Source organism: Kitasatospora sp. SC0581, from assembly GCF_048159585.1.
In the GTDB taxonomy this organism is placed as follows: Bacteria; Actinomycetota; Actinomycetes; order Streptomycetales; family Streptomycetaceae; genus Kitasatospora.
In genome coordinates this window covers 265,113-286,735 of sequence record NZ_JBLRWA010000001.1, presented here as the reverse complement: position 1 = coordinate 286,735, position 21,623 = coordinate 265,113, and the positions used below count along the sequence as shown (strand labels likewise).

At 74.1% G+C, this 21,623-nt stretch carries 18 protein-coding genes; 13 read left to right on the top strand and 5 right to left on the bottom strand.

Annotation, left to right across the window (positions count from 1 at the left end; all coding sequences use genetic code 11):
- Positions 1-88 precede the first annotated feature (88 nt).
- Together ACLWS4_RS01225 and ACLWS4_RS01220 are read left to right on the top strand one after the other, a co-directional pair.
- A complete protein-coding gene (locus tag ACLWS4_RS01225; RefSeq protein WP_416873078.1) occupies positions 89-1,522 on the top strand; it encodes a diaminobutyrate--2-oxoglutarate transaminase in 1,434 nt (477 codons plus the stop codon).
- Positions 1,519-3,033: a pyridoxal phosphate-dependent decarboxylase family protein gene (locus ACLWS4_RS01220; protein ID WP_234348391.1), complete on the top strand. Its 1,515-nt coding sequence runs from the start codon at positions 1,519-1,521 to the stop codon at positions 3,031-3,033. Before ACLWS4_RS01225 ends, ACLWS4_RS01220 begins: the two co-directional genes overlap by 4 nt.
- 46 nt (positions 3,034-3,079) lie before the next feature.
- On the opposite strand, the gene ACLWS4_RS01215 is transcribed toward ACLWS4_RS01220, so the two are convergent.
- Positions 3,080-3,877, bottom strand: coding sequence for an inositol monophosphatase family protein (locus ACLWS4_RS01215; RefSeq protein ID WP_049651877.1), 798 nt, complete (start codon positions 3,875-3,877; stop codon positions 3,080-3,082).
- Positions 3,878-4,223: 346 nt separating this feature from the next.
- On the opposite strand from ACLWS4_RS01215, the gene ACLWS4_RS01210 reads away from it, so the two are divergent.
- Positions 4,224-5,084, top strand: coding sequence for a (2Fe-2S)-binding protein (locus ACLWS4_RS01210; RefSeq protein WP_416873077.1), 861 nt, complete (start codon positions 4,224-4,226; stop codon positions 5,082-5,084).
- A 66-nt stretch (positions 5,085-5,150) separates the two neighbouring features.
- Positions 5,151-5,552 carry a VOC family protein gene (locus tag ACLWS4_RS01205; protein ID WP_416873076.1) on the top strand — a complete coding sequence of 134 codons (402 nt, stop codon included), beginning with the start codon at positions 5,151-5,153 and terminating at the stop codon, positions 5,550-5,552.
- On the opposite strand, the gene ACLWS4_RS01200 is transcribed toward ACLWS4_RS01205, so the two are convergent.
- Entirely contained in the window at positions 5,513-5,926 is a 414-nt protein-coding gene (locus ACLWS4_RS01200) for a DUF6191 domain-containing protein (RefSeq protein WP_416873075.1), read from the bottom strand. The genes ACLWS4_RS01205 and ACLWS4_RS01200 overlap by 40 nt on opposite strands.
- A gap of 178 nt (positions 5,927-6,104) precedes the next feature.
- Between ACLWS4_RS01200 and ACLWS4_RS01195 the strand changes: the two genes are divergently transcribed.
- From ACLWS4_RS01195 to ACLWS4_RS01175, 5 genes are all read left to right on the top strand, one after another.
- Positions 6,105-6,863 carry a dienelactone hydrolase family protein gene (locus ACLWS4_RS01195; RefSeq protein ID WP_074004258.1) on the top strand — a complete coding sequence of 253 codons (759 nt, stop codon included), beginning with the start codon at positions 6,105-6,107 and terminating at the stop codon, positions 6,861-6,863.
- A 150-nt stretch (positions 6,864-7,013) separates the two neighbouring features.
- Complete coding sequence (locus ACLWS4_RS01190; RefSeq protein WP_416873074.1) at positions 7,014-7,940, top strand: alpha/beta fold hydrolase; 927 nt, start codon at positions 7,014-7,016, stop codon at positions 7,938-7,940.
- Between the two features lie 113 nt (positions 7,941-8,053).
- A complete protein-coding gene (locus tag ACLWS4_RS01185) occupies positions 8,054-10,105 on the top strand; it encodes a serine/threonine-protein kinase (protein WP_416873073.1) in 2,052 nt (683 codons plus the stop codon).
- Between the two features lie 692 nt (positions 10,106-10,797).
- On the top strand, positions 10,798-12,435 hold the full coding sequence (locus tag ACLWS4_RS01180; protein WP_416873072.1) for a M4 family metallopeptidase: 1,638 nt from the start codon (positions 10,798-10,800) through the stop codon (positions 12,433-12,435).
- 395 nt (positions 12,436-12,830) lie between these two features.
- Positions 12,831-13,769: a CPBP family intramembrane glutamic endopeptidase gene (locus ACLWS4_RS01175; RefSeq protein ID WP_416873071.1), complete on the top strand. Its 939-nt coding sequence runs from the start codon at positions 12,831-12,833 to the stop codon at positions 13,767-13,769.
- Positions 13,770-13,888: 119 nt separating this feature from the next.
- On the opposite strand, the gene ACLWS4_RS01170 is transcribed toward ACLWS4_RS01175, so the two are convergent.
- Both ACLWS4_RS01170 and ACLWS4_RS01165 read right to left on the bottom strand, forming a co-directional pair.
- Positions 13,889-14,926: an ABC transporter substrate-binding protein gene (locus ACLWS4_RS01170; protein ID WP_416873070.1), complete on the bottom strand. Its 1,038-nt coding sequence runs from the start codon at positions 14,924-14,926 to the stop codon at positions 13,889-13,891.
- 59 nt (positions 14,927-14,985) lie between these two features.
- Entirely contained in the window at positions 14,986-15,774 is a 789-nt protein-coding gene (locus ACLWS4_RS01165; RefSeq protein ID WP_049650639.1) for a MerR family transcriptional regulator, read from the bottom strand.
- 222 nt (positions 15,775-15,996) lie between these two features.
- Here ACLWS4_RS01165 and ACLWS4_RS01160 point away from each other — a divergent pair, with 222 nt between their 5' ends.
- Genes ACLWS4_RS01160 through ACLWS4_RS01150 form a run of 3 tightly spaced genes read left to right on the top strand, consistent with a single transcriptional unit; the run spans position 15,997 to position 19,438 of the window.
- A complete protein-coding gene (locus tag ACLWS4_RS01160) occupies positions 15,997-17,568 on the top strand; it encodes a flavin-containing monooxygenase (RefSeq protein ID WP_375873407.1) in 1,572 nt (523 codons plus the stop codon).
- Positions 17,565-18,548, top strand: a complete 984-nt coding sequence (locus tag ACLWS4_RS01155) for an alpha/beta fold hydrolase (RefSeq protein WP_416873069.1) — start codon at positions 17,565-17,567, stop codon at positions 18,546-18,548. Before ACLWS4_RS01160 ends, ACLWS4_RS01155 begins: the two co-directional genes overlap by 4 nt.
- Entirely contained in the window at positions 18,545-19,438 is an 894-nt protein-coding gene (locus tag ACLWS4_RS01150; RefSeq protein WP_416873068.1) for an SDR family oxidoreductase, read from the top strand. The genes ACLWS4_RS01155 and ACLWS4_RS01150 overlap by 4 nt, the downstream gene beginning before the upstream one ends.
- Positions 19,439-19,503: 65 nt before the next feature.
- On the opposite strand, the gene ACLWS4_RS01145 is transcribed toward ACLWS4_RS01150, so the two are convergent.
- Entirely contained in the window at positions 19,504-20,856 is a 1,353-nt protein-coding gene (locus ACLWS4_RS01145; RefSeq protein ID WP_416873067.1) for a PLP-dependent aminotransferase family protein, read from the bottom strand.
- Positions 20,857-20,949: 93 nt separating this feature from the next.
- Between ACLWS4_RS01145 and ACLWS4_RS01140 the strand changes: the two genes are divergently transcribed.
- Positions 20,950-21,612: a LysE family translocator gene (locus tag ACLWS4_RS01140; RefSeq protein ID WP_049650635.1), complete on the top strand. Its 663-nt coding sequence runs from the start codon at positions 20,950-20,952 to the stop codon at positions 21,610-21,612.
- Positions 21,613-21,623 lie beyond the last annotated feature (11 nt).

The window sequence follows — 21,623 nt, the reverse complement described above, 5'->3', positions numbered from 1 at the left end:
CACTCGGGTGGTTCTGGGACCCCGAGGGCATTCAGCCAGGTCAAGGGCAGTAAAGTTAGGCTTACCTAACTTCCCCTGGGGGTTTCTCGTGTCGCTCGCTGCCGTACCCGTCCAGGCCGCCTCCGGAGCCCCGGCCGCCGGTGAAGCCATCCTGCGCCGTCAGCGCGTCCGCGAGTCCGCAGCCAGAACATACGCCCGCTCCTTCCCGATCGTCCCGGTCCGCGCCCACGGCATGACCGTCGAGGGCGCCGACGGGCGGCGCTACCTGGACTGCCTCTCCGGCGCCGGCACGCTCGCCCTCGGCCACAACCACCCGGTGGTGCTGGAGGCGATCCGCCGCACCCTCGACAGCGGCGCCCCGCTGCACCTGCTCGACCTCGCCACCGCCGAGAAGGACGACTTCACCAGCGCGCTCTTCGAGAGCCTGCCCGCCGAGTTCGCCGCCCGCGCCCGGGTGCACTTCTGCGGACCGGCCGGGACGGACGCCGTCGAGGCCGCGCTCAAGCTGATGCAGACCGCCACCGGCCGCTCCGGCGCGCTCGCCTTCACCGGCGCCTACCACGGCATGACCGCCGGCGCCCTCGCGCTCACCGGCAACGTCGCGGTCAAGGAGCCGCTGCCGAGCGGCGGCGAGGTCGCCCGGCTGCCCTACCCGTACGGCTACCGCTGCCCGTTCGGGGTCGGCGGCGAGGCGGGCGCGGACCTCGCCGCGACCTACGTGGAGCGGCTGCTGGACGACCCCTCGGGCGGTGTGGTCGCGCCCGCCGCGATGATCCTGGAAGCCGTCCAGGGCGAGGGCGGGGTCGTCCCCGCGCCCGACGGCTGGCTGCGCGCGATGCGCCGGATCACCGCCGAGCGCGGCATCCCGCTGATCGTCGACGAGGTGCAGACCGGAGTCGGCCGCACCGGCGCGATGTGGGCGATCGAGCACAGCGGCATCGTCCCGGACGCGATGGTCCTCTCCAAGGCCATCGGCGGCAGCCTGCCGCTCGCCGTCGTCGTCTACCGCGAGGACTACGACGGCTGGCGGCCCGGCGCCCACACCGGCACCTTCCGCGGCAACACCCTCGCCATGGCCGCCGGGGCCGCGACGCTGCGCCACGTCGCGGCGAACGGGCTGGTCGAGCGGGCCGCCGTCGTCGGCGAGCGGATGGCGGCCCGGCTGCGCGAACTCGCGGCCGAACTGCCGGTGATCGGCGACGTGCGCGGCCGGGGGCTGATGCTCGGGGTCGAACTGGTCGACCCGGCGGCCGAGCCCGACGCGTGCGGCGCCCGGCCGGCCGACCCGGCGCTCGCGGTGCGGGTCCGGGAGGCGTGCCTGGCGCGGGGGCTGATCGTCGAGCTCGGCGGGCGCCACGACGCGGTGCTGCGACTGCTCCCGCCGCTCACCATCACCGACGAGCAGGTGGCGGCGGTGCTGGAGCGGCTGGCGGAGGCGATCGCGGCGGCGTCCACGGGCGGGCTGACGGGCGGTTCGGCGAATGGTTCGGCGGGCGCGCCGACGGTGCGGGGCAACCGGTGAGCGGGCCCGGATCCGGCCCCGTCGGGCTCCCCCGGGACGGCGCCGCCACCGACGCCCTGGCGGGCGGCGCGGCCGGTCCTGGCGCGCTCGGACCGCTGCTGGCCACCGTCCTCGACTCCCTGGAGACGGGCGCCGCCATGCGCTCCGGACCGGTGCCGGCGGGCAGCCCGGCCGAGATCGCCGCACTCGTCGACGAGGCCCTGGCCACCGACGACGGACCCGGCGCGCTCGCCCGGCTCACCCAACTGCTCGCCTACGGCGCCGCCGACCCCGCGGACCCGGCCTGCGCCGCGCACCTGCACTGCCCGCCGCTGGCCGTCGCCGCCGCGGCGGACCTCGCGGTCAGCGCCCTCAACCCCTCCCAGGACTCCTGGGACCAGGCCCCCGCCGCCACCGCCCTGGAGAGCACGCTGCTCGCCGAGATCGCCGGGCTCGTCGGCTACGACCCGCAGCGCGCCGCCGGCGTCCTCACCTCCGGCGGCACCGAGTCCAACCTCATGGGGCTCATGCTGGCGCGGGACCAGAAGCTCGACGGCATCGTGGAGCTCGACGGCATCCCGGCCGGCGTCCGGCCCTGCATCCTCGCCTCCGAGGCCGCGCACTTCTCCGTCCAGCGCGCCGCCGCCCTGCTCGGCCTCGGCGAGCGGGCCGTCATCCCCGTCGCGGTCGACCGCGGGCTGCGGATGCGGGAGGACGAACTGGAACGGGCGATGGCCGAGGCCAGCTGGGCCGGACGGACCCCGATCGCCGTGGTCGCCACCGCGGGCACCACCGACACCGGAGCCGTCGACCCGCTCTCCGCCGCCGCCGACCTCGCCGGACGCTACGGCGCCTGGCTGCACGTGGACGCCGCGTACGGCGGTGGGGCGCTGCTCTCCGACCGGCTCGCCCCGCTGCTCGACGGCATCGCCCGCGCCGACTCGGTCTCCCTCGACTGGCACAAACTCGGCTGGCAGCCGGCCGCGGCCGGGGTCTTCCTGGTGCGCCGCGCCGAGACCTACGTCTCGCTCGCCCGCCGCGCCGAGTACCTCAACCCGGTCGACGACGAGCAGGCCGGCTACCCCAGCCTGCTCGGCCGCTCGCTGCGCACCACCCGCCGGGCCGACGCCTTCAAGCTCGCCGTCACCCTGCGCACCCTCGGCCGCGATGGACTCGGCCGGCTGGTCGACTCCTGCCACGACCTCGCGCTCGCCGCGGCCGACGCCGTGCGCGCGGACCCGGCGCTCGAGCTCTACGCCGAGCCGGTGCTCACCGCCGTCCTCTTTCGCTACCGGCCGCCCGGTGTGACGGACGAGGCCGCGCTGGACGAGGTGAACGGCCGGCTGCGGCGCCTGCTGCTGCGCACCGGCCGGGCGGTGGTCGGCCGCACCGAACTCCCGGGCGACGGTCCGGGCCGGGTCCGGTTGAAGCTCACGCTGCTGAACCCCCACACCACGGTGGGGGAGGTCGGCGCGCTGGTGCGGGAGGTGGTGGGCGCCGGCCGCAAGGTCGCGGGCGAGCGGGCGGGGTAGGGCCGACGGGGGTTCCGCGGGGGCTCCGGGCGGGCGGGCCCCGGCGTCAGCCGGCGAGGAGGATCGACCGGGTGAGCTCCCAGGTCTCGGGGTCGGCGGCGACCAGGAGGCCGTCCTCGCACCCGGGGGCCTCCGGGCGGTACGGGGTGCCGTCCGGGCGGGCGGAGACACCGCCGGCCTCGGTGACCAGGAGGGAGCCCGGGGCGTGGTCCCAGGGGAGGGTGCGCCAGTAGAGGAGGAAGTCGAAGCGGCCGTCGACGACGTCCGGGTACTCGATCCCGGCGGCGTGCCGACCGGGGGAGATCTCGCCGAAGGCCGCGATGTTGTCCTGGAGCCGGCGGCGGTGCGCGGCGTCGAGGTAGCGGCTCTTCACCGAGCCGCGCAGCTTCGCGACGTCCTTCGGTGCCGGGGGGCGGGTCAGGCGCACGCCGTCGCGCCAGGCGCCGGAGCCCAGCTCGGCGCAGTAGGCGGTGGCGGTGGCGGGCTGCCAGATCCAGGAGGCGACGGTCCGGCCGGAGCGGACCAGGGAGCACATCACGGCGTACTCGGGTCTGCCGGCGACGAAGTTGGCGGTGCCGTCCACCGGGTCGACCAGCCAGGCGGCCGGCTCGTCGTGGAGGGCCAGGGCGAGCGACGGGTCGGCGGAGACCGCCTCCTCGCCGACCACGGGGACGGGCAGCAGTTCGTGCAGTCGACGGGCGATGATCGCCTCGGCCTCGCGGTCGGCGACCGTGACGATCTCGCCGGGGGCCTTCTCCATCACCTCGCCGGCGGCCAGCGCCCGGAAGCGCGGCTCCACCACCTCGGCCGACGCCTCGGCGAGTATCTCCGCCACCTTGTCCATCAGCACGTTCGCGCTCCCTTCGCTGCCTACCACTCTCCCACGAGCGGAGGAAGGGGGCGGCGGCGGTCCGGGGCGGTGGAACGGCTGACGGCCTACGGTTGATGGCTGACAGATTGCAGCTGACAGATAACAGATAACAGCTGACAGATTTCGAAATCTGTCAGCTGTTCGCCCCCGGCCGTCGACGGCCACTTCGGCGCGTCCACGCCCGCGGCCTTCGGGCCACTTCGACCGGCGGGACCGGTGAGCCGACCGGTGGAGTTGGGCATGGTCATCGAGCGCGGTGATGCGTTGTAAGGTGAGCCTCACCTTAATCGATCATGCGGAATCGATCTCGGGAGTGCCCATGGTTCCCGGAACACCCCTGCCCGTAGCACCCTGCGCGTCCTCCGCGCTGGTCGCCGACTACCGGCGGTTGCGGGAGCTCTGCCCGGTGCTGGAGCTGCGCCTGCTCGACGCCGCCGAGCCCGCCCCGGGCGCCGCCGACGGCTGGCACTCCGGAGCCGAACTCGCCACCGACGAACGGGCGCTGGCCGCCGTCCTGGCGGGCGCGGAGGCCCGCATCGCCGACGAGCACGGCCGCGCTCCGCGACCGCACGTCACCGCCTCCCGGTTGCTCCACCACTACGTCTGGTCGGCCTGCCTGCTGATCGCCGGCCCCTGGCACCTCGCCCGCCGGGTCCCCGTCGTCGACCCGGCCGACCTCTGGCTGCACGCCCCCACCGGCGCGCTCGCCCTGCGCCCGCGCGGGTACGTCACCCTCCCCGGCGACGACGAACTGCGCGCCGAGCTGCGGGCCACCGTGGTCGCGCACCTCGGACCGGTGCTCGCCGCGTTCGCCGGTCCCACCCGGCGCCGCGACCGGGCGCTCTGGGGCATGGTGACGGACGATCTGGCCTCCGCCCTCTGGTACCTGGGGCGGATGCTCGGCGAGGAGGGTGTCGCCGTCGCCGCCGCAGGGGAGGGCGCCGCCGTCGCGGTCGCCGAGGAGGACGCCGCCGTCGCCGCCGCCGAGGCCGTCCTGCCCGGCGGCACCCTGCCGCTCCCCGGCGGCGCCGACTTCCGCCGCCTGCACACCCCCGACGGGCGCGCCCACCACACCCGCACCCGGCTCGCCTGCTGCCTCTACTACGCGGTCGGGCCCGCGGCCACCGCCTGTCTGACCTGCCCGAGGACCTCCGACGAGGAGCGGCTGCGGCGGCTCTGACGGTCCGTCCACAGCCGGGCCGCGCAGCCTGGTTCGCTGTCAGTGGCATCGGCTATGGTCGCCGACATGATCGATTCCACCACGCGGGTCCGGATCGCCCGCCCCTCGCGCGACATCGCGGCGGCCGAGCGCTTCTACGTCGACGCCCTCGGCCTCGCCGTGCAGTGGCGCAGCACCGAGCGGGTGTCCGGCGAGCACGACCTGCTGATGGTCGGCCCGCCCGGCGGCAGTTGGCACTTCGAGCTGACGCACGACCCGGAGCGGCCGCTGGAGCCCACCCCGACGGTGGACGACCTGTTCGTCCTCTACCTCGGCGCCCCGGTGGACGAGGCACTGGTCGCCCGGCTGGAGGAGGCCGGCGGCACCCGGGTCGCGTCCCACAACCCGTACTGGGACGAGCACGGCGTGACGATAGCCGACCCGGACGGCTACCGGCTGGTGCTCTGCTCCCGCACCTGGGGGGCCTGAGCCCCCAGCTCCCGGGGCGCCCGACCGGCCGTACCCGTTCCGATCCCCTCGCGCTCCGCGGGGCCGGGCGCACGTCCTCCGGCCCCGCCGGGCAGCACCGCCACGCCCCGGTCCAGGTCCACGCCGAAGTGCGGCGGCGCTCCGGCCTGTTCGTCGTCCCGGAGCACGAGCTGCTCCCGCTTCTGCTCGACCTGCACCTGCTTGCCCGGGCTGAACAGCGCGTGCAGCTCCTCCAGCCCGCCGGCACCCGTTCCCACCCCGGGCCCGCGCCGCCGCGGCCGCGACGAGGACTCGTCCTGGACCTGCCACACCGCCAGCAGCACCAGACCCAGCACCGCCGCGACCGTCGCCGCCACACCCACGATCCACCCCATGCCCGCTCAACGCGCTCACGGGGCCACGGCGTTCCCCCGGGCGCACACGTGGGCGCGCCGCGGGTACGTCGCGGATTCGACGCGGGTTCGACGCGGCCGCACTGTGGCGTAAAGCGCACGGGCGGGCGGCGGGTCCACCGGATACGCTGCCGGACGAATCGGAAGGAGCACCCTCACCATGCTCGTGCGCGGAACCCTCGTGGACATCCCGACGGCGGACGGCACCGCCGACGCCTACCTCGCCCACCCCGACGACGGCCGGGCCCACCCGGGCGTCATCCTCTTCACGGACGCCTTCGGCCTCCGGCCGCACGTGGAGGGCATGGCCGACCGGCTGGCCGCGGCCGGGTACGCCGTACTCGCCCCCAACCTCTTCTACCGCGCCGGCCGCGCGCCGGTCTTCGACCTGCCGGAGCGCATCGACCTGGAGCAGGCCGACGAACTCTTCGGCCGGATCTTCCCGCTGATCGAAACGCTCACCCCGGACGCGAACTCCCGCGACGCGGACGCGTACCTGCGCTGGCTCGCCGAGTCCCCGCTGGTCCAGGACGGCCCGGTCGGCCTGACCGGCTACTGCTTCGGGGCCATGCTGGCGCTGCGCGCCGCCGCCAGCCACCCGGACCGGATCGCCGTCGCGGCCGGGTTCCACGGCGGCAGGCTCGCCACCGACAGCCCGGACAGCCCGCACCTGGGCGCCGACCGGATCACCGCGGAGCTGTACTTCGGCCACGCGGACGAGGACCCGTCGCTGCCGCCCGAGCAGATCGACCGGCTCGCCGCGGCCCTCACCGCCGCCGGCGTCCGGTACCGGGCGGAGGTCTACGCCGGCGCCCCGCACGGCTACACCCAGGCCGACACCAACCGCTACGACGCGGTGGCGGCTGAGCGGCACTGGGAGGCGCTGCTCGGGCTGCTGAAGCGGGCCCTGCCTGCCTGAGGGGCCGCCGGAGAACTGTCCGGGGCCGGTCTGAGGATTGCCTGAGACCGGTCCCGGACAGGTCTGAGGACTGCCCGAGGCCGCTCGCAGGCCGGTCGGAACCAGGCCCGGGGGAAACGGGGCCGAACGAGGGATCCAGGGGGACGGCACATGAACACCAGTCAGGGCACGCGGGGAAAGCCCGCCGGGCCGGGTCTGCGGAGCGTCCAGGAGGCCGTCGCCCGGGCGCTCGGCGAGCACCTGCCCGGCGGCGTGCGCACCGGCGAACTGGACCGGGACGGACGGGCGTTGCGCTGGGTGGAGGCCGGCCGGGGCGGCGCCGTGCCGGTGGTCCTGATCGCGGGCGCCGGGACGTCGGCGCTCACCTGGTCGGCCGTCCTGCCCGAACTCGCCCGGTACGGGAGGGTCGTGGCGTACGACCGGGCCGGGCTGGGGGCCAGTGAGCCCGAGCGGTCCACCGCCCCGACGCTGAACGGCCAGCTCGCCGACCTGGCCGCCCTCGTGCGGCACCTGGACGCGGGCCCGGCCCTCCTGGTCGGGCATAGCTGGGGCGGCCAGCTGTCCCAACTCCTCGCCTGGCAGCGGCCGGAGCTGGTGGCCGGGCAGGTGCTCGTGGACCCGGCGCACGAGGAGTTCCAGCCGCGGTCCATCCAGGTCGCCGAGGCCGTGCTGAACCGGCTCTGGCTGTACCGGACGGCGGTGTCGCCGACCTCGCCCGAACCGGAGGAGCCGCTCGCCCGGGCCGAGGCGGCCGTGATCGCGCACCGGCACCAGCGGCGTGCCCTCCTCGCCGAGCTGGGGCTGACCGCCGCCGCCGTCCCCGAGATCCGTCGTCGCCGGGCCGGGGCTCCGCCGACCGAGGCGCCGCTGGCCGTCCTGAGCGCGACCCGGGGGCTGCCCAGGGCGATGCGCGTCCGCTGGACCGCCTTCCAGGCGGGTGTCGCGAGGAGCGCCGTCCGGGGGACGCACGGCACGGTGCTCGGCGCCGGTCACGCCATCCAGGCCGACCGGCCCCACGCGGTCGTCTCGGCTGTCCGGGAAGTCGCGGACCGTGCTCGATATTTCCTCAAGGACTGACAACTCGCGCCCAATTCCTTTTCGGACCTGCACGACTGAGTCCACGACACCCTCTGGCACACTGTGTGCCGACGACCCGCGGGGGTGGGGTCATGACACGGGGGAGCAGGGGTATGAGCGGCGCGGGCACCGTGCTCGGCGGGCGGTACGAGCTGGTCGAGAAGATCGGCGGCGGCGCCATGGGCTCGGTCTGGAAGGCCGAGGACACCGTGCTGGCGCGCAGGGTCGCGGTCAAGATCCTGCGCTCGGAGCTGCTGGAGGACGACACCTCCGCCCAGCGCTTCCGCCGCGAGGCCCAGCTGGTCGCCGCGGTCGACCACCCCGGTGTGGTGGGCGTCCACGACTACGGCGAGAGCGGCGGGGACGGCGAGGAGCGCTGCGCCTACATCGTCATGGAGCTGATCGACGGCCGTCCGCTGGACCAGGTGCTCAAGGACACCGGACCGATGGGCGTCGAGCGCACCCTCGACCTGGTGGCCGGAGCCCTGGACGCGCTGCACGCCGCGCACCAGCGGGAGATCGTCCACCGGGACATCAAGCCGTCCAACCTGATGGTGCGTTCGGACGGCCGGGTGGCCATCACCGACTTCGGCATCGCCCGGGCGCTCGCCAGCACCAAGCTCACCGCCCCGTTCGCGATCATCGGCACCGCGCTCTACATGTCCCCGGAGCAGGCCGAGGGCGTGAACCTCGGGCCGGCCACCGACCTGTACTCGATCGGCGTGGTCTGCTACGAACTGCTGGTCGGCGAGCCGCCGTACTCCGGTGACGGGCCGCTCCAGATCGCGCTCAAGCACGTCAACCAGCCGGTGCCGGAACTGCCGGACACCTTTCCGGCGCCGGTACGGGCACTGGTCGCCCGGGCGCTCGCCAAGAAGCCCGAGGAGCGGTACGCGGACGCGGCGGAGATGGCGAGGGCGGTCCGGGCGGCGCTCGCGGGGGAGGGCTTCGCCGGCGGCGGGCAGACGCCGGGGAAGACCGGCGCGGCCGACAGCGGGACCCTCCCGCTCCGGCCCGGTGCGGGCCCGGCCGCCGAGGGCGGTGCCGCGGAGCCCGCGAAGGACGGTGCCGCGGAGCCCGCGAAGGACGGTGCGGCGGGGCCGGCCCAGGGCGGCGCGGCCGTGGCGCTGGTCAAGGGCGGGGCGGTGGTGGTGCCCGCCGCGGGCGGCGCCCCGGCACCGGACGAGGTGGCGAAGGTGGAGCCGCAGGCGCAGACCGAACCCGGTCGGCGGCGGTCCCGGCGCACCCTGCTGGTGCCCGTCGTCATCCCCGTGGTCATCTCGATGGGCACGGCGACCGTCCTGCTGGTCGACCGCGGGGCCGGCGGCACCGACGCGGCCCAGTCGCCCGGCGCCCAGCCGACCGTGGTGGTCACCGCCCCCGTGACCCCGGGCACCGCCACCTCGGCGCCCGCGACCACCACCGCGCCGACCACCCCGGCGCCGACCGACACCCCGGCGGCCACCCCGGGCCCCGACCAGCCGGCGCCCGGCGCCGCCCAGAACCAGCCGCAGGTCCCCGTCCCCCCGGTTCCGGCCACCGGTGGTCAGGGCGGCAGCGGCGGTTCGGGCGCCTCTGCCGGTTCGGGTGGCGCCCGGACCGGTGGTACGGGCGCGGCCGCCGGCGGGGCGTCGTCGGCCGGTCAGGGGAGCCAGCCCGGCGGCGGCAACCCGCCCAACCCGCCCGCCAACCAGAACCCTCAGCCTCCGGCCCAGAGCGCCAACGGCGGGACCACCAGCGTCCCGCAGAGCCCGCCCCGGCCCGCGTCCTGCGGCGGCACCAGCTGGAGCACCATCGTCAGCGCGAAGGACGGCCGCGCGATCGGGATGCGCGACGACAACCTGAACGGCGACAACCCGATCGTCGTCGGCGGTCACGCGCAGTACGGCTGGGTGCGCTCGACCAACCCCGGCATGTGGATCCTGTTCAACGCCTGCAACAACGGCGGCCCGCAGCTGGTCCAGACGATGGACGGGAAGGTCGTGCTGAGCAACGGCCTCAGCTTCCTCACCAACTGGACGATGCGCACCGGCAGTTCGGCCGGCTCGTACACGCTGGGCGACTACCAGAACCAGTCCTGCATGACCAACAACGGCCCCGGCAGCGCCGTCACCATGGTCTCCTGCACCCCCGGCAACGCCGCCCAGGAGTGGCGGCTGCAGTAGGGGCCCGCCCGAGGCATGAGAATTCGCGGCGCGGGGTGCGCGAGCGGCCTGTGAGGCTGCCGGTGACCACCATCACCGCCCCGTGAAGGAGGAGCCGTGGGCTCCAGCGCAGCCGTGCCGTCGCTTCCCTCTGCTGCCGTCCCCCAACTCGCGCGCAGGGAGGTGGCCCTGCGGTCCGGGCGGTGACGGTGACGGTCGGCTGATTAGCAGACGACCTCCCGGTGTTCAAGGGGGTCCGGGTGGCGGGACCTCGCCACCGGCGTGTCAAGGAACCGTATGGAGTCTTCTACACACATGTAAAAGTCGATCGACGGCTGGCCGGGCCCGCTCGTCGGGTCGGCGTGCGGCGTGCGGCGGGTGGATTCCCGTAGGTGCAGGCGACCGGGCGTCGTTCGGGTCGGAGCCCTTGGCGGGATGTGGTGAATTGCCCGGGTTCGTCTGCTGATTGGAGGCTCTTTACCCGATGGCGGGACCTGGCCAATTGCTGAGCAAGACCTGTCAATTCACCTGCTGGATTGTCATGCTTCTGGTCATCCCCCAGCGGTAGCCCCACCCCCACCCATCGGTGGCGAACCGCTCGACTGCACGGGGTTCCCGCACGTCAGTGCCCGTCCCGCCCCACAGGTGCCGACCCGGCCCCCCGGGACGCGGTGCGACCGCGCCCAGACGCGGATTCCCGGAAGGACTCGTACGTGAAGCGTAAGCTCGCGGCCGTCGCCGTACTCTCGGCCACGGCCCTGTTGACCGGTGTGATCCAGGTGAGCACCGCCGCCCAGGCCGCTCCCACCCCCTCGCTGCAGGCCCAGGCCGCCCAGCAGCACGCGACCGCGCTCAAGCTGGCGGTCGGTCAGGCCGGCCCGCTGGCCAAGGCGCTCAAGCTCGGCGACAAGGAGCAGCTGGTCGCCAAGGACGCCGCGGTGGACAAGGACGGCACCCGCCACCTGCGCTTCGAGCGCACCTACGCCGGCCTGCCGGTGATCGGTGGCGACCTGGTCGTCCACCAGAAGGCCGACGGCTCGGTGAAGTCGGTCGACAAGGCGGTCGCCGCCCGGATCGCGCTGCCGAACACGACCCCGAAGATCGCCGCCGACCAGGCCGCCACGCAGGTCACCGCGGGGGTCAAGGCCACCATCGGGGCGCGCGCCGACGCCGACGAGTCGCCGCTCACCGAGGTCCACCAGGCCGGCAAGGCCGAGCTGGTGGTCTGGGCCACCGACGGCAACCCGCGCCTGGCGTACCGCACCACGGTCGAGGGCCAGCGTGCCGACGGCACCCCGAGCCGCCAGATCCTGGTCACCGACGCGGCCGACGGCCGGGTCCTCGCCACCCACGAGACGATCGAGACCGCGGCCGGCACGGGCAACGGCATCTTCGTCGGCCAGGTCCCGCTGGCCACCACCCAGAGCGGCTCGAACTACCAGCTGAAGGACGCCGGTCGCGGCGGCCAGTCCACCAGCGACCTCAACAACGGCACCGACGGCACCGGCTCGCTGTTCGCCAACACCAGCAACAGCTTCGGTGACGGCACCGTCAACAACCGCGAATCCGCCGCCGTGGACGCCCAGTTCGGTGCCGCCACCACCTGGGACTTCTACAAGAGCACCTTCGGCCGCAACGGCATCCGCAACGACGGCGTCGGCGCCCTGAGCCGGGTGCACTACGGCTCCAACTACGTCAACGCCTTCTGGGACGACAGCTGCTTCTGCATGTCGTACGGCGACGGCAGCAACAACACCGCACCGCTCACCGAGATCGACGTGGCCGGCCACGAGATGAGCCACGGCGTGACCGCGGCCACCGCGAACCTCAACTACGCGGGCGAGTCCGGCGGCCTCAACGAGGCCACCTCGGACATCATGGGCACGATGGTCGAGTGGTACGCCAACCTGCCCTCCAACCCGCCGAACTACTGGATCGGCGAGCTGATCAACCTCAACGGCAACGGCACGCCGCTGCGGTACATGGACCAGCCGAGCAAGGACGGCGGCTCGGCGGACTACTGGGACGCGAACGTCGGCAACCTGGACGTGCACTACTCGTCCGGGGTGGCGAACCACTTCTTCTACCTGCTGTCCGAGGGCAGCGGCGCGAAGACGATCAACGGGTTCAGCTACAACAGCCCGACGTACGACAACTCCACGCTCGCGGGCATCGGCCGGGACAAGGCCGCGCAGATCTGGTACCGCGCGCTGACCACGTACTTCACCTCCACCACCGACTACGCGGGCGCCCGTGCGGGCACCCTCAGCGCGGCGGCGGACCTGTACGGGTCGGGCAGCGCGGAGTACAACGCGGTCGCCGCCACCTGGACGGCCGTCAACGTCAACTGACCAGGCTCCGGGGAGACTTCGGGCATGAGTCCAGCCCGGAGCTGAACCGGGCCCGGGCCTGAACCCATCAGGCCCGGGCCCGGGGAGGCGTGGAGGGCCCCGCCGGGCCGTGGGTGCCGGCCGGCGGGGGAGTACGGCGGGGGCGACGGTGAGCGGACCACCGTCGCCCCCGCTGTGTGACGCCTGACGATACGTCAATTTTCCTTTCCGTGCAGCTTCCGTGGCGATTCGTGGCGCACGCGAGGGTGGACAGCAGGGCGCGGGGCCCTGGTAGCACCTCCGGCGGGCCCCCGGACACCCAGAAAACTCGACCATCGCGGCGGTAGCGGACAACCCCCGGGCACGGCAGTGCACTTGGTTCCGGGGTGAACCTCCGGATCCGTAGCGTCCTCGGCATGACGCTACTGACACGAACCCCGCCGAGCGCCGTCCGACGGCGCGGCCTGTTGGTCTACCTGGTGCTCGCCTACGCCGGGATGTGGGCGGCGATGACCCCGCTGCTCGCCGAGGGCTACCAGCGCACCGACGCCCGGGAGGGGGTCGGCGCGCTGGAGCAGACCTGCATCGCGGCCGCCATGCTGGCCCCGGCACTGGCGGCGCTGCTGGTGGTCCGCCTCGTCGAGCGGGGCGGCGGGGTACGGGAGGCGCTGGCACTGCGCTGGCCGCGGCCCCGGGCCCGCGCGGTCCGAGCCTGCCTGCTGCCGCTCGGGGTGCTCGGCGGGCTGACGGCCGCGACGCTGGCACTCGGCGCGCTGGCGGGCAGCTACCCGTTCGCCGGCTTCGGCTCGCTGGACGCGGGGCGGATCGGAACGTGGGCGGTCCAGGGCCTGATCGGGATGGTGCTCTCGCTGCCGCTGTTCTTCGGCGAGGAGATCGGCTGGCAGGGCTTCCTCTTCCCCCGGCTGCTGCTGCTCGGCCGGCGAGCGGGCGGGGGTGAGGGCGCCGGTGGCAGGGCGGTGTTGGTCCGGGCCTACCTGCTCGCGGGGACGGCCTTCGCGCTCTGGCACCTGCCGACGCTGCTGATGGGCGGCCAGTACCCGGGGCGGCCGTGGTACCTGGCGGTGCCCGCGCTGACGGTCAGCTGTGTGCTCGTCCTGCCGGTCTTCACCTGGCTGAGGCTGCGCTCGGGGTCGGTGGTCCCGGCGGTGCTGGCGCACGCCTTCACGAGCAGCATGAGCGTGTCGATGGTCCGGGAGTTCGCGGACCCGGACGCCGAGCTGGACCCGCTCACGATGTCGCTGGCGGGCTGGCCCGGCTGGGTCGTCCTCGGCGGGTTCGTGGCCTTCCTCGCCTTCACCGGGCGACTGCGGCCGGGCCGGTACGGGCAGGGGTGACGCGCGCCGTGGCGGGCGGCGGATGACGGATGTCAGATGACAGATTTCATCATCTGTTATCTGAAATCTGTTAGCTGTCGTCTGTCGCCTGTCGTCTGTTCGCGGTCACCCGTCGTCCGTCACCCGCCCGCCGGTGCCATGTCCTTGCGGATCTCGTCCAGGATCAGCCCGGCCCCGGTGTAGCCGATGCCGAGCATCCACAGGTTGTCGTCCACCCGGAACACCCGCCCGTTGCGTACGGCGTCCAGGTTCTTCCAGAGCGCCCCCTCGGTGATCTTCCCCTGGTCGGACTTGGCCGCGTCCCCGTACACCGCGTAGAAGATGACGTCGGCCGCGGCCTGGTCCACCTGTTCGGGGCTGATCTCCATCGAGAAACCGGGCTTGTCCTGGTTGGCGGGCCGCCCGAGCCCCAGATCCTTGAACAGCGAGCCGACGAAGGTGTCGTTCAGGTAGAGCCTGGTCGGCGCACCCGCCAGGAAGCGGGCCATCTCGACCCGGGTGGCCGCCGCCCTGGCCGGTCCGCCGAGCGCGGTGACCAGGTCCCGCAGCTTCGTCCGGTACGCCGCGTCCGCCGCGTCGGCCTCGGCCTGGCGGCCCAGCGCCTCGGCGTGCAGCCGGACGTTCTCCTTCCAGGTCGGCCCGGTGGTCTTGGAGAGCACCGTCGGCGCGATCTTCGACAGTTCGTCGTACCGCTTGTCGTCGCGGACCTGGTTGCTCAGGATGAGGTCCGGCCGCAGTGCCGCGATCGTCTCCAGGCTGGGCTGGCCGATGGCCCCGACGGGCTTCGTCCCGGACAGCCGCTGGGCGGGCAGGTAGGCGGGGAACGGGGCGCCCGCGGTGACGGTGGTGGCGCCGACCGGGCTGAGGCCGAGGGTGACCACCGAGTCCAGCGCGTCGGTGTCCAGGGCCACCACCCGGTTCGCCCGGGCCGGCACGGTGCTCTCGCCGCGCGCGTGCCGGACCGTCCGGGTGCCGCCGGAGCCGGCCGAACCACCACCGGACGAACCGGAGTCGGACGAACCGGAGCCCGACGAACCACCACCGGACGAACCGCCGCCCGGCGCCGGGGAGTCGGACCCGCACGCGGCGAGCGCGAGCCCCGGGGCGAGCCCGGCGGCGAGGCCGAGAGCGGCGCGGCGGCTGAGCGGTCGGGCCATCGGCGGCACCTCCAACGTACGGGCAGGGCGCGGGAATCCCTGCCCGCGCGGCGGCCCGGTTACGCCTCGGAGCCGTTCTCCCGTCGCTGGCGCAGGAGTTCGAGGTACTCGACGTGCACCCGCCGGTCCATGGCGAGGGCGAACTGGGCGTCCGCGACCGTGCGCGCCAGCGGTCGCACCCGCAGGATGCGCTCGGTGAGCCGGGCCGCCTCGCCGGGCGGCAGCGGGGTGTCGGCGGCCAGCGCGCTGAGCAGGTGCTCGCCGACCACCTCGATGAAGATCTCGGCGATGGCGTCCACGTGCTCCCGGGTGCGCCGACTGGCGTCCAGCACCGCCGAGAGAGGCACCCCCTCCGCCACCAGCTCGGTGGTGGCGTCCATCAGCCGGCGGCTGACGTGGGTGATGCCGTCCTCCTCGACGGTGATGTAGCCCTGGGCGATCGACTCGGCGGTGTTCTCCTCGGTCAGCTGGTCGCCGAAGGCGGTCTTGAGCTCGTCCCAGTCCAGGCGTACCGGGGTCTCGTCGGACCACGGTGCGACGATCGCCGCCTCCAGCCCGATCAGCTCGGCGACGTCCCGCCCGCTCTCACCGGCGCCGATCAGCTCGGCGATGCCGCCCAGGGTGTGGCCGCGTTCGAGCAGTTCGCCGATCATCCGCAGCCGGGCCAGGTGCTCCTCGCCGTACCAGGCGATGCGGCCCTCCTTGCGGGGCGGCTGAAGCAGTTTGCGCTCGCGGTAGAAGCGCAGGGTGCGGGTGGTGATGCCGGCGGCCTCGGCCAGTTCCTCCACCCGGTACTCGCGTTTTCTGTCGCCCGCAGCAGCTCTGACCTTGTCCACGGCGATCAGCATAGGTCCGTCGGCTCGGAAGGTTCCCCGAACCGGAGCGGTCGCGCTTCTTCCATCCGGTGTCAGCAAGGGCTACCCTGCCAACCATGCCAGTGATTACTGGCGCGATTGGCGGGGTTCCGGAGGCGGGCCCCGGGAGGATCCGGAGACGGGCCCCAGGAGGTTCCGGGGCACGCTCGCCGGGAGAGCGCGACGATCACCGTCCCACCCTCAGGAGGTTGCCGCATGGCATCCAGCAGCAAGCGCCCCCGCTCCGGCGCGTCCGCAGCGACCGACACCACCGCGGCGCAGGAGTCCGTCCCGCACGTCCGGGTGGCGGTGATCGGCTCCGGCTTCGGCGGACTCGGTGCCGCGGTCCGACTGCGCCGTGCCGGGATCACCGACTTCGTGGTCCTGGAGCGGGCGGACTCGGTCGGCGGCACCTGGCGCGACAACAGCTACCCCGGCTGCGCCTGCGACGTGCCCTCGCACCTCTACTCCTTCTCCTTCGCGCCCAACCCCGACTGGCCGCGCAGCTTCTCCGGCCAGCCGGACATCCGCGCCTACCTGGAGAAGGTCGCCACCGTCTTCGGCCTCCGCCCCCACCTGCGCTTCAACACCGAGGTGCTGGAGGCGCGTTGGGAGAGCGAGCAGACCCGCTGGCGGATCACCACCTCGGCCGGCCAGTGGACGGCCGACGCCATCGTCTCCGCCGCCGGACCGCTCGCCGACCCGCAGATCCCCGACCTGCCCGGGCTGGGCGACTTCCCCGGCAAGGTGTTCCACTCCTCCCGCTGGGACCACGACTTCGACCTGACCGGCAAGCGCGTCGCGATGGTCGGCACCGGCGCCTCCGCCGCGCAGATCATCCCGTCGATCCAGCCCAAGGTCGGCAGGCTGACGGTCTTCCAGCGCACCCCGGCCTGGGTGCTGCCGCGCCGCGACCGCGAGATCAGCCAGCTGGAGAAGTGGCTGCACGGCCGCCTGCCGGTCACCGCGAAGATCCGCCGGGGCACCCTGTTCGCCCTCCGCGAGCTCCAGGTGGACGCGTTCGTGCGCCGCCCCGGACTGCTGCGCCTGGTCCAGCAGCTCGCCGAACGCCACATCGCCCAGGGCGTCCCCGACCCGGCGCTGCGGGCCAGGCTCACCCCGGACTACCGGATCGGCTGCAAGCGCATCCTGCTCAGCAACACCTACTACCCGGCGCTCGCCGCGGCCAACACCGAGGTCGTCTCCTCCGGCCTGCGCGAACTGCGCGGCTCCACGCTGGTCGCGGCCGACGGCAGCGAGCACGAGGTGGACGCCATCGTCTTCGGCACCGGCTTCCACGTCACCGACATGCCCATCGGCGCCCGGGTGTTCGGCGCCAACGGGACCAGCCTGGCGGAGGAGTGGAAGGACGGCATGGAGGCGCTGCGCGGCTCGACCGTGCACGGCTTCCCGAACCTCTTCTTCGTCATCGGGCCCAACACCGGCCTCGGCAACAGCTCGATGATCCTGATGATCGAGTCCCAACTGAACTACATGATCGACGCGTTGACCACGCTCGGCTCGATCGGAGCCGCCGCGATGCAGCCCACCGCGCGCGCCCAGCGGCAGTGGAACCTCGAACTCCAGCACCGGATGGACCGCACCGTCTGGACCACCGGCGGCTGCCTCAGCTGGTACCTCGACCCGAGCGGCAGGAACACCGTGCTCTGGCCCGGCTCCACCACCTCGTTCCGCCGGGCCACCCGCAGGGTCGACCTGGGCGAGTACGAGCTGATCATGCGCGCCGCACCGGCGGCCGCCCGCACCGTCCAGGAGGTCTCCGCGTGAACGGCGTCCGGCTGCCCGAGGAGTACGAACCTCCCGTCTCCGTTGAGGAGTTGAGCGTACGGTCGGCGGACGGCATCCGGCTGCACGTCGAGGTGCACGGCCGGCTCGACGCGCCCACCGTGGTGCTCGCCCACGGCTGGACCTGCTCGATCGCCTTCTGGGCCCCGGTGATCCGCCTGCTGGCCGACCGCTACCGGGTGGTGGCCTACGACCAGCGCGGCCACGGGCGCAGCGAGATCCCGCCGAGCCGGGCCCGCTACTCGACCAGGGCGCTGGCCGAGGACCTGTCCGCCGTGCTCGCGCGGACCGTGCCGGCGGGCGAGCGGGCCGTGCTCGCCGGGCACAGCATGGGCGGGATGACGATCATGGCCGCCGGTGGCCGCCCCGAGGTCGCCGAGCGCACCGCCGCGGCCGTCCTGATCTCCACCGGGCCGGGCGACCTGGTGGCCGAACTCACCGTCCTGCCAACGGCCGTACGCGCCCGGGGCCTGCGACGCTTCCTGCACCGGCAGCTGCTGCGCTCCCGGATGCCACTCGGACCGGTCTCGCCGGTCAGCCGGGCGGCGCTCAAGTACGCGACCATGGGCGCCGGTTCGCCCGCTGGCCAGGTCGAGGCGACGGCCCGGATCGTGCACGCCTGCCCGACCGCCGTCCGCGCCAACTGGGCCGCGGTCCTCGACCGGCTGGACGTCCACGCCGGGCTCGCCCGGATCGCCGCGCCCACGGCGGTGGTGGTCGGCACCGACGACCGGCTGACCCCGCCGGTGCACGCGCACCGGATGGTCGCCGAACTCCAGGACGCACAGGGGCTGTTGCTGCTGCCCGGGGTCGGGCACATGTCGCCGCTGGAGCGCCCGGCGGAGGTCGCGGCGGAGATCCACCGGATGGCCTCCGGGTACCTGACGGCCGCGCCCGCTGCCGCTACCGCGCCCGCCGGCGCCGTTCCCGCATCCACCGACGAGAGGACCGCCGTCGCATGAACGCCATCCCGCCGTTGTCCGAGCAGGTCGTCGTCGTCACCGGGGCCGCGCGCGGCGTCGGCGCGTCGCTGGCCCGCAAGCTCGCCCGGCGCGGGGCCAAGGTGGCCCTGCTGGGGCTGGAGCCGGAGGAGCTGAAGGCCGTCGCCGCGCAGTGCGGCCCGTCCGCGACCAGCTGGGAGGTGGACGTCACCGACCTCGACGCGCTGGAGGACACCGCCCGGCGGATCAAGGAGCACTACGGGCGGGTCGACACCGTCGTCGCCAATGCCGGGATCGCCCTCGGCGGGCCGCTGGCCGACAGCGACCACCGGGCCTTCAGCCGGGTCATCGAGGTCAACCTGCTCGGCAGCGTGGCCACCGCCCGGGCCTTCCTGCCGGCGCTCGCCGAGAGCCGCGGGTACCTGCTCCAGATCGCCTCGCTCGCCGCGCTGACCCCCGCACCGCTGATGAGCGCGTACTGCGCCAGCAAGTCCGGGGTGGAGGCCTTCGCGCACTCGATCCGCGCCGAGGTGGCCTACCAGGGGATCAAGGTCGGTGTCGGGTACCTGAGTTGGACCGACACCGACATGGTGCGCGGGGCCGACGAGGACGCCGTGCTGAAGCAGATGCGCTCCCGGCTGCCGTGGCCGGCGAACAAGACGTATCCGCTGGAGCCCGCGGTGGACCGGATCGTCGCCGGGATCGCCCGCCGATCCGCCCACGTCTACGCCCAGGCCTGGCTGCGCGGGATGCAGCCGGTCCGCTGGCTGCTGCCGAGCCTGATCGCGGTGGTCGGCTCCCGGGACGTGGCCCGGCTCGCCCCCCAGCTCGCCGCCACCGCCGCCACTCGCCTGCGCGCCGTCGGCGCCGGGGGCGCGGCGGACGACCGACGGCGGACAGTCGACAGCTGACGGATGACAGGCGACGGATAACAGATGACAGCTGACAGATTTCGAAATCTGTCAGCTGTCATCTGTCATCTGTCAGCTGTTCGTCGTTCGCCGTCACCCGCCCCCGCCGCGATCCCCGCCAGCGTCTCCAGCGCCCGCGCCAGCACCGGCAGTGGCGGCGAGGCGAGCCCGACCCGGACGGCGGAGGGCGAGCGCCGGGGATCGACGGCGAAGGCCACCGCGGGCGTGACCGAGATCCCGGCCCGCGCCGCCTCCGCGACGAAGGTCTCCGCCCGTCGGCCGGTCGGCAGCTCCCACCACAGGTAGTACGAGCACGGGTCGGACCGCAGCCGCTGCCCCGCCAGTACCTCGCGCGCCAGCAGCTGCCGGGCCGTCGCGTCGGCCCGCTTCGCCGCCTCCACCGTGGCCAGCGTGCCGTCCCCGATCCAGCGCACCGCCGCCTCCAGCGCGAAGCCGCCCGGCGTCCACCCGCCCGAGCGCAGTGCGCCCGCCACCCTTTCGCGCAGCGTCGCCGGGACGACCGCGAACCCGGTGGTCAGCCCCGGGGCGAGCCGCTTGGAGAGGCTGTCCACGAGGACGGTGCGCTCCGGTGCGAGCGCGGCCAGCGGCACCGACTCCGGCCGCAGGAAGGACCAGACGGCGTCCTCGACCACCGGCAGGTCGAGCCGCCGCAGCAGCGCCACGAGCGCCACCACCCGCTCCTGCGGCAGGCTCGCGCCGAGCGGGTTCTGCAGGCGCGGCTGGATGTACACCGCGCGCAGCGGTCCGGCCCGGTGGGCGGCCGCCACGGCGTCCGGCAGCAGCCCGTACTCGTCCATGGCCAGCGGCACCAGCACGATGCCCAGCCGCTCCGCCGCCGCCTTGACCACCGGATAGGTCAGCTCCTCCACGCCCAGCCGCTGTCCGGGCGGCACCAGCGCGGACAGGGCCCCGGCGATGGCCTGCCGCCCGTTGCCGGCGAACAGCAGGTCCTCCGCCGCGACCTCCCAGGAGCCGGCCGACACCAGTCCGGCGAACGCCCGCCGTGCCGCGCCCGTCCCGGCCGCGCCGACCGGCCGCAGCGCCTCGCCCAGCGCGTCCGGCCGCAGCAGCGGCGCCAGTGCGCCCGCCAGCAGTTCGGCCTGCCCGGGGACGGTGGGGTAGTTGAGCTCCAGGTCCACGGGGGCGGCGGCCGGCTCCGCGAGTGCCACCCGGGTGCCGTCCGGTGCGCGCCCGGCCCGGACGAAGGTCCCGCGCCCGACCTCCCCGACGGTCAGTCCGCGCCGGGCCAGTTCCCGGTAGACGCGCCCCGCCGTCGAGTTGGCGATGCCCCGACCGCGGGCGAACGCCCGTTGGGTGGGCAGCTGTTGGCCGGGCCGCAGTCGTCCGTCCGCGATCTCGGCGGCGATCCGGTCGGCGATCAGGCGGTAGTCGTCCATCGGCGTTCGCTCCTCCAAGGCCTCGGGCGCCGGATTGCACCGAGGGCAAAGTCATCATTGCATTGACCCGATGAGCCGTCCTAGCCTCCTCGCATGGACGCGTTGACATCCGCTGTGGACGGCCGGGCGCTGCTCGGGATCGCCGCCGTGGCCCTGGGCATGGTGCTGTCGCCCGGGCCGAACATGATCTACCTGGTCTCGCGCTCGATCGCGCAGGGCCGCCGCGCCGGGCTGATCTCGCTGACCGGGGTCGCGGCCGGCTTCCTGGTCTACCTGGTCGCGGTGACGGCGGGGGTGGCCGCGGTGTTCTCGGTGGTGCCCGCCCTCTACACCGCGATCAAGCTGGCCGGTGCCGGGTACCTGCTCTGGCTGGCCTGGAAGGCGGTCAAGCCGGGCGGCACGGCGGTCTTCGCCCCGCAGCAGCTGCCGCCGGACCCGCCGCGCCGGCTGTTCGCGATGGGCTTCCTGACCTGCCTGCTCAACCCCAAGATCGCCATCATGTACATCTCGCTGCTGCCCCAGTTCGTGGCCCCGGAACGCGGTCACGTCGCCCTGCAGAGCCTGCTGCTGGGCCTGACCCAGATCGCGATAGCGATCACCGTCAACGGCCTGATCGCGGTGAGCGCGGGCAGCATCGCGGCCTTTCTCAACCGCCGCCCCGGCTGGCTGCGGATCCAGCGCTACGTGATGGGCACCGTCCTCGCGGGCCTCGCCGTGCACATCGCCGCCGACCGCGCCAAGGCCGTGGCGGTCTGAGGGCCGGGGCC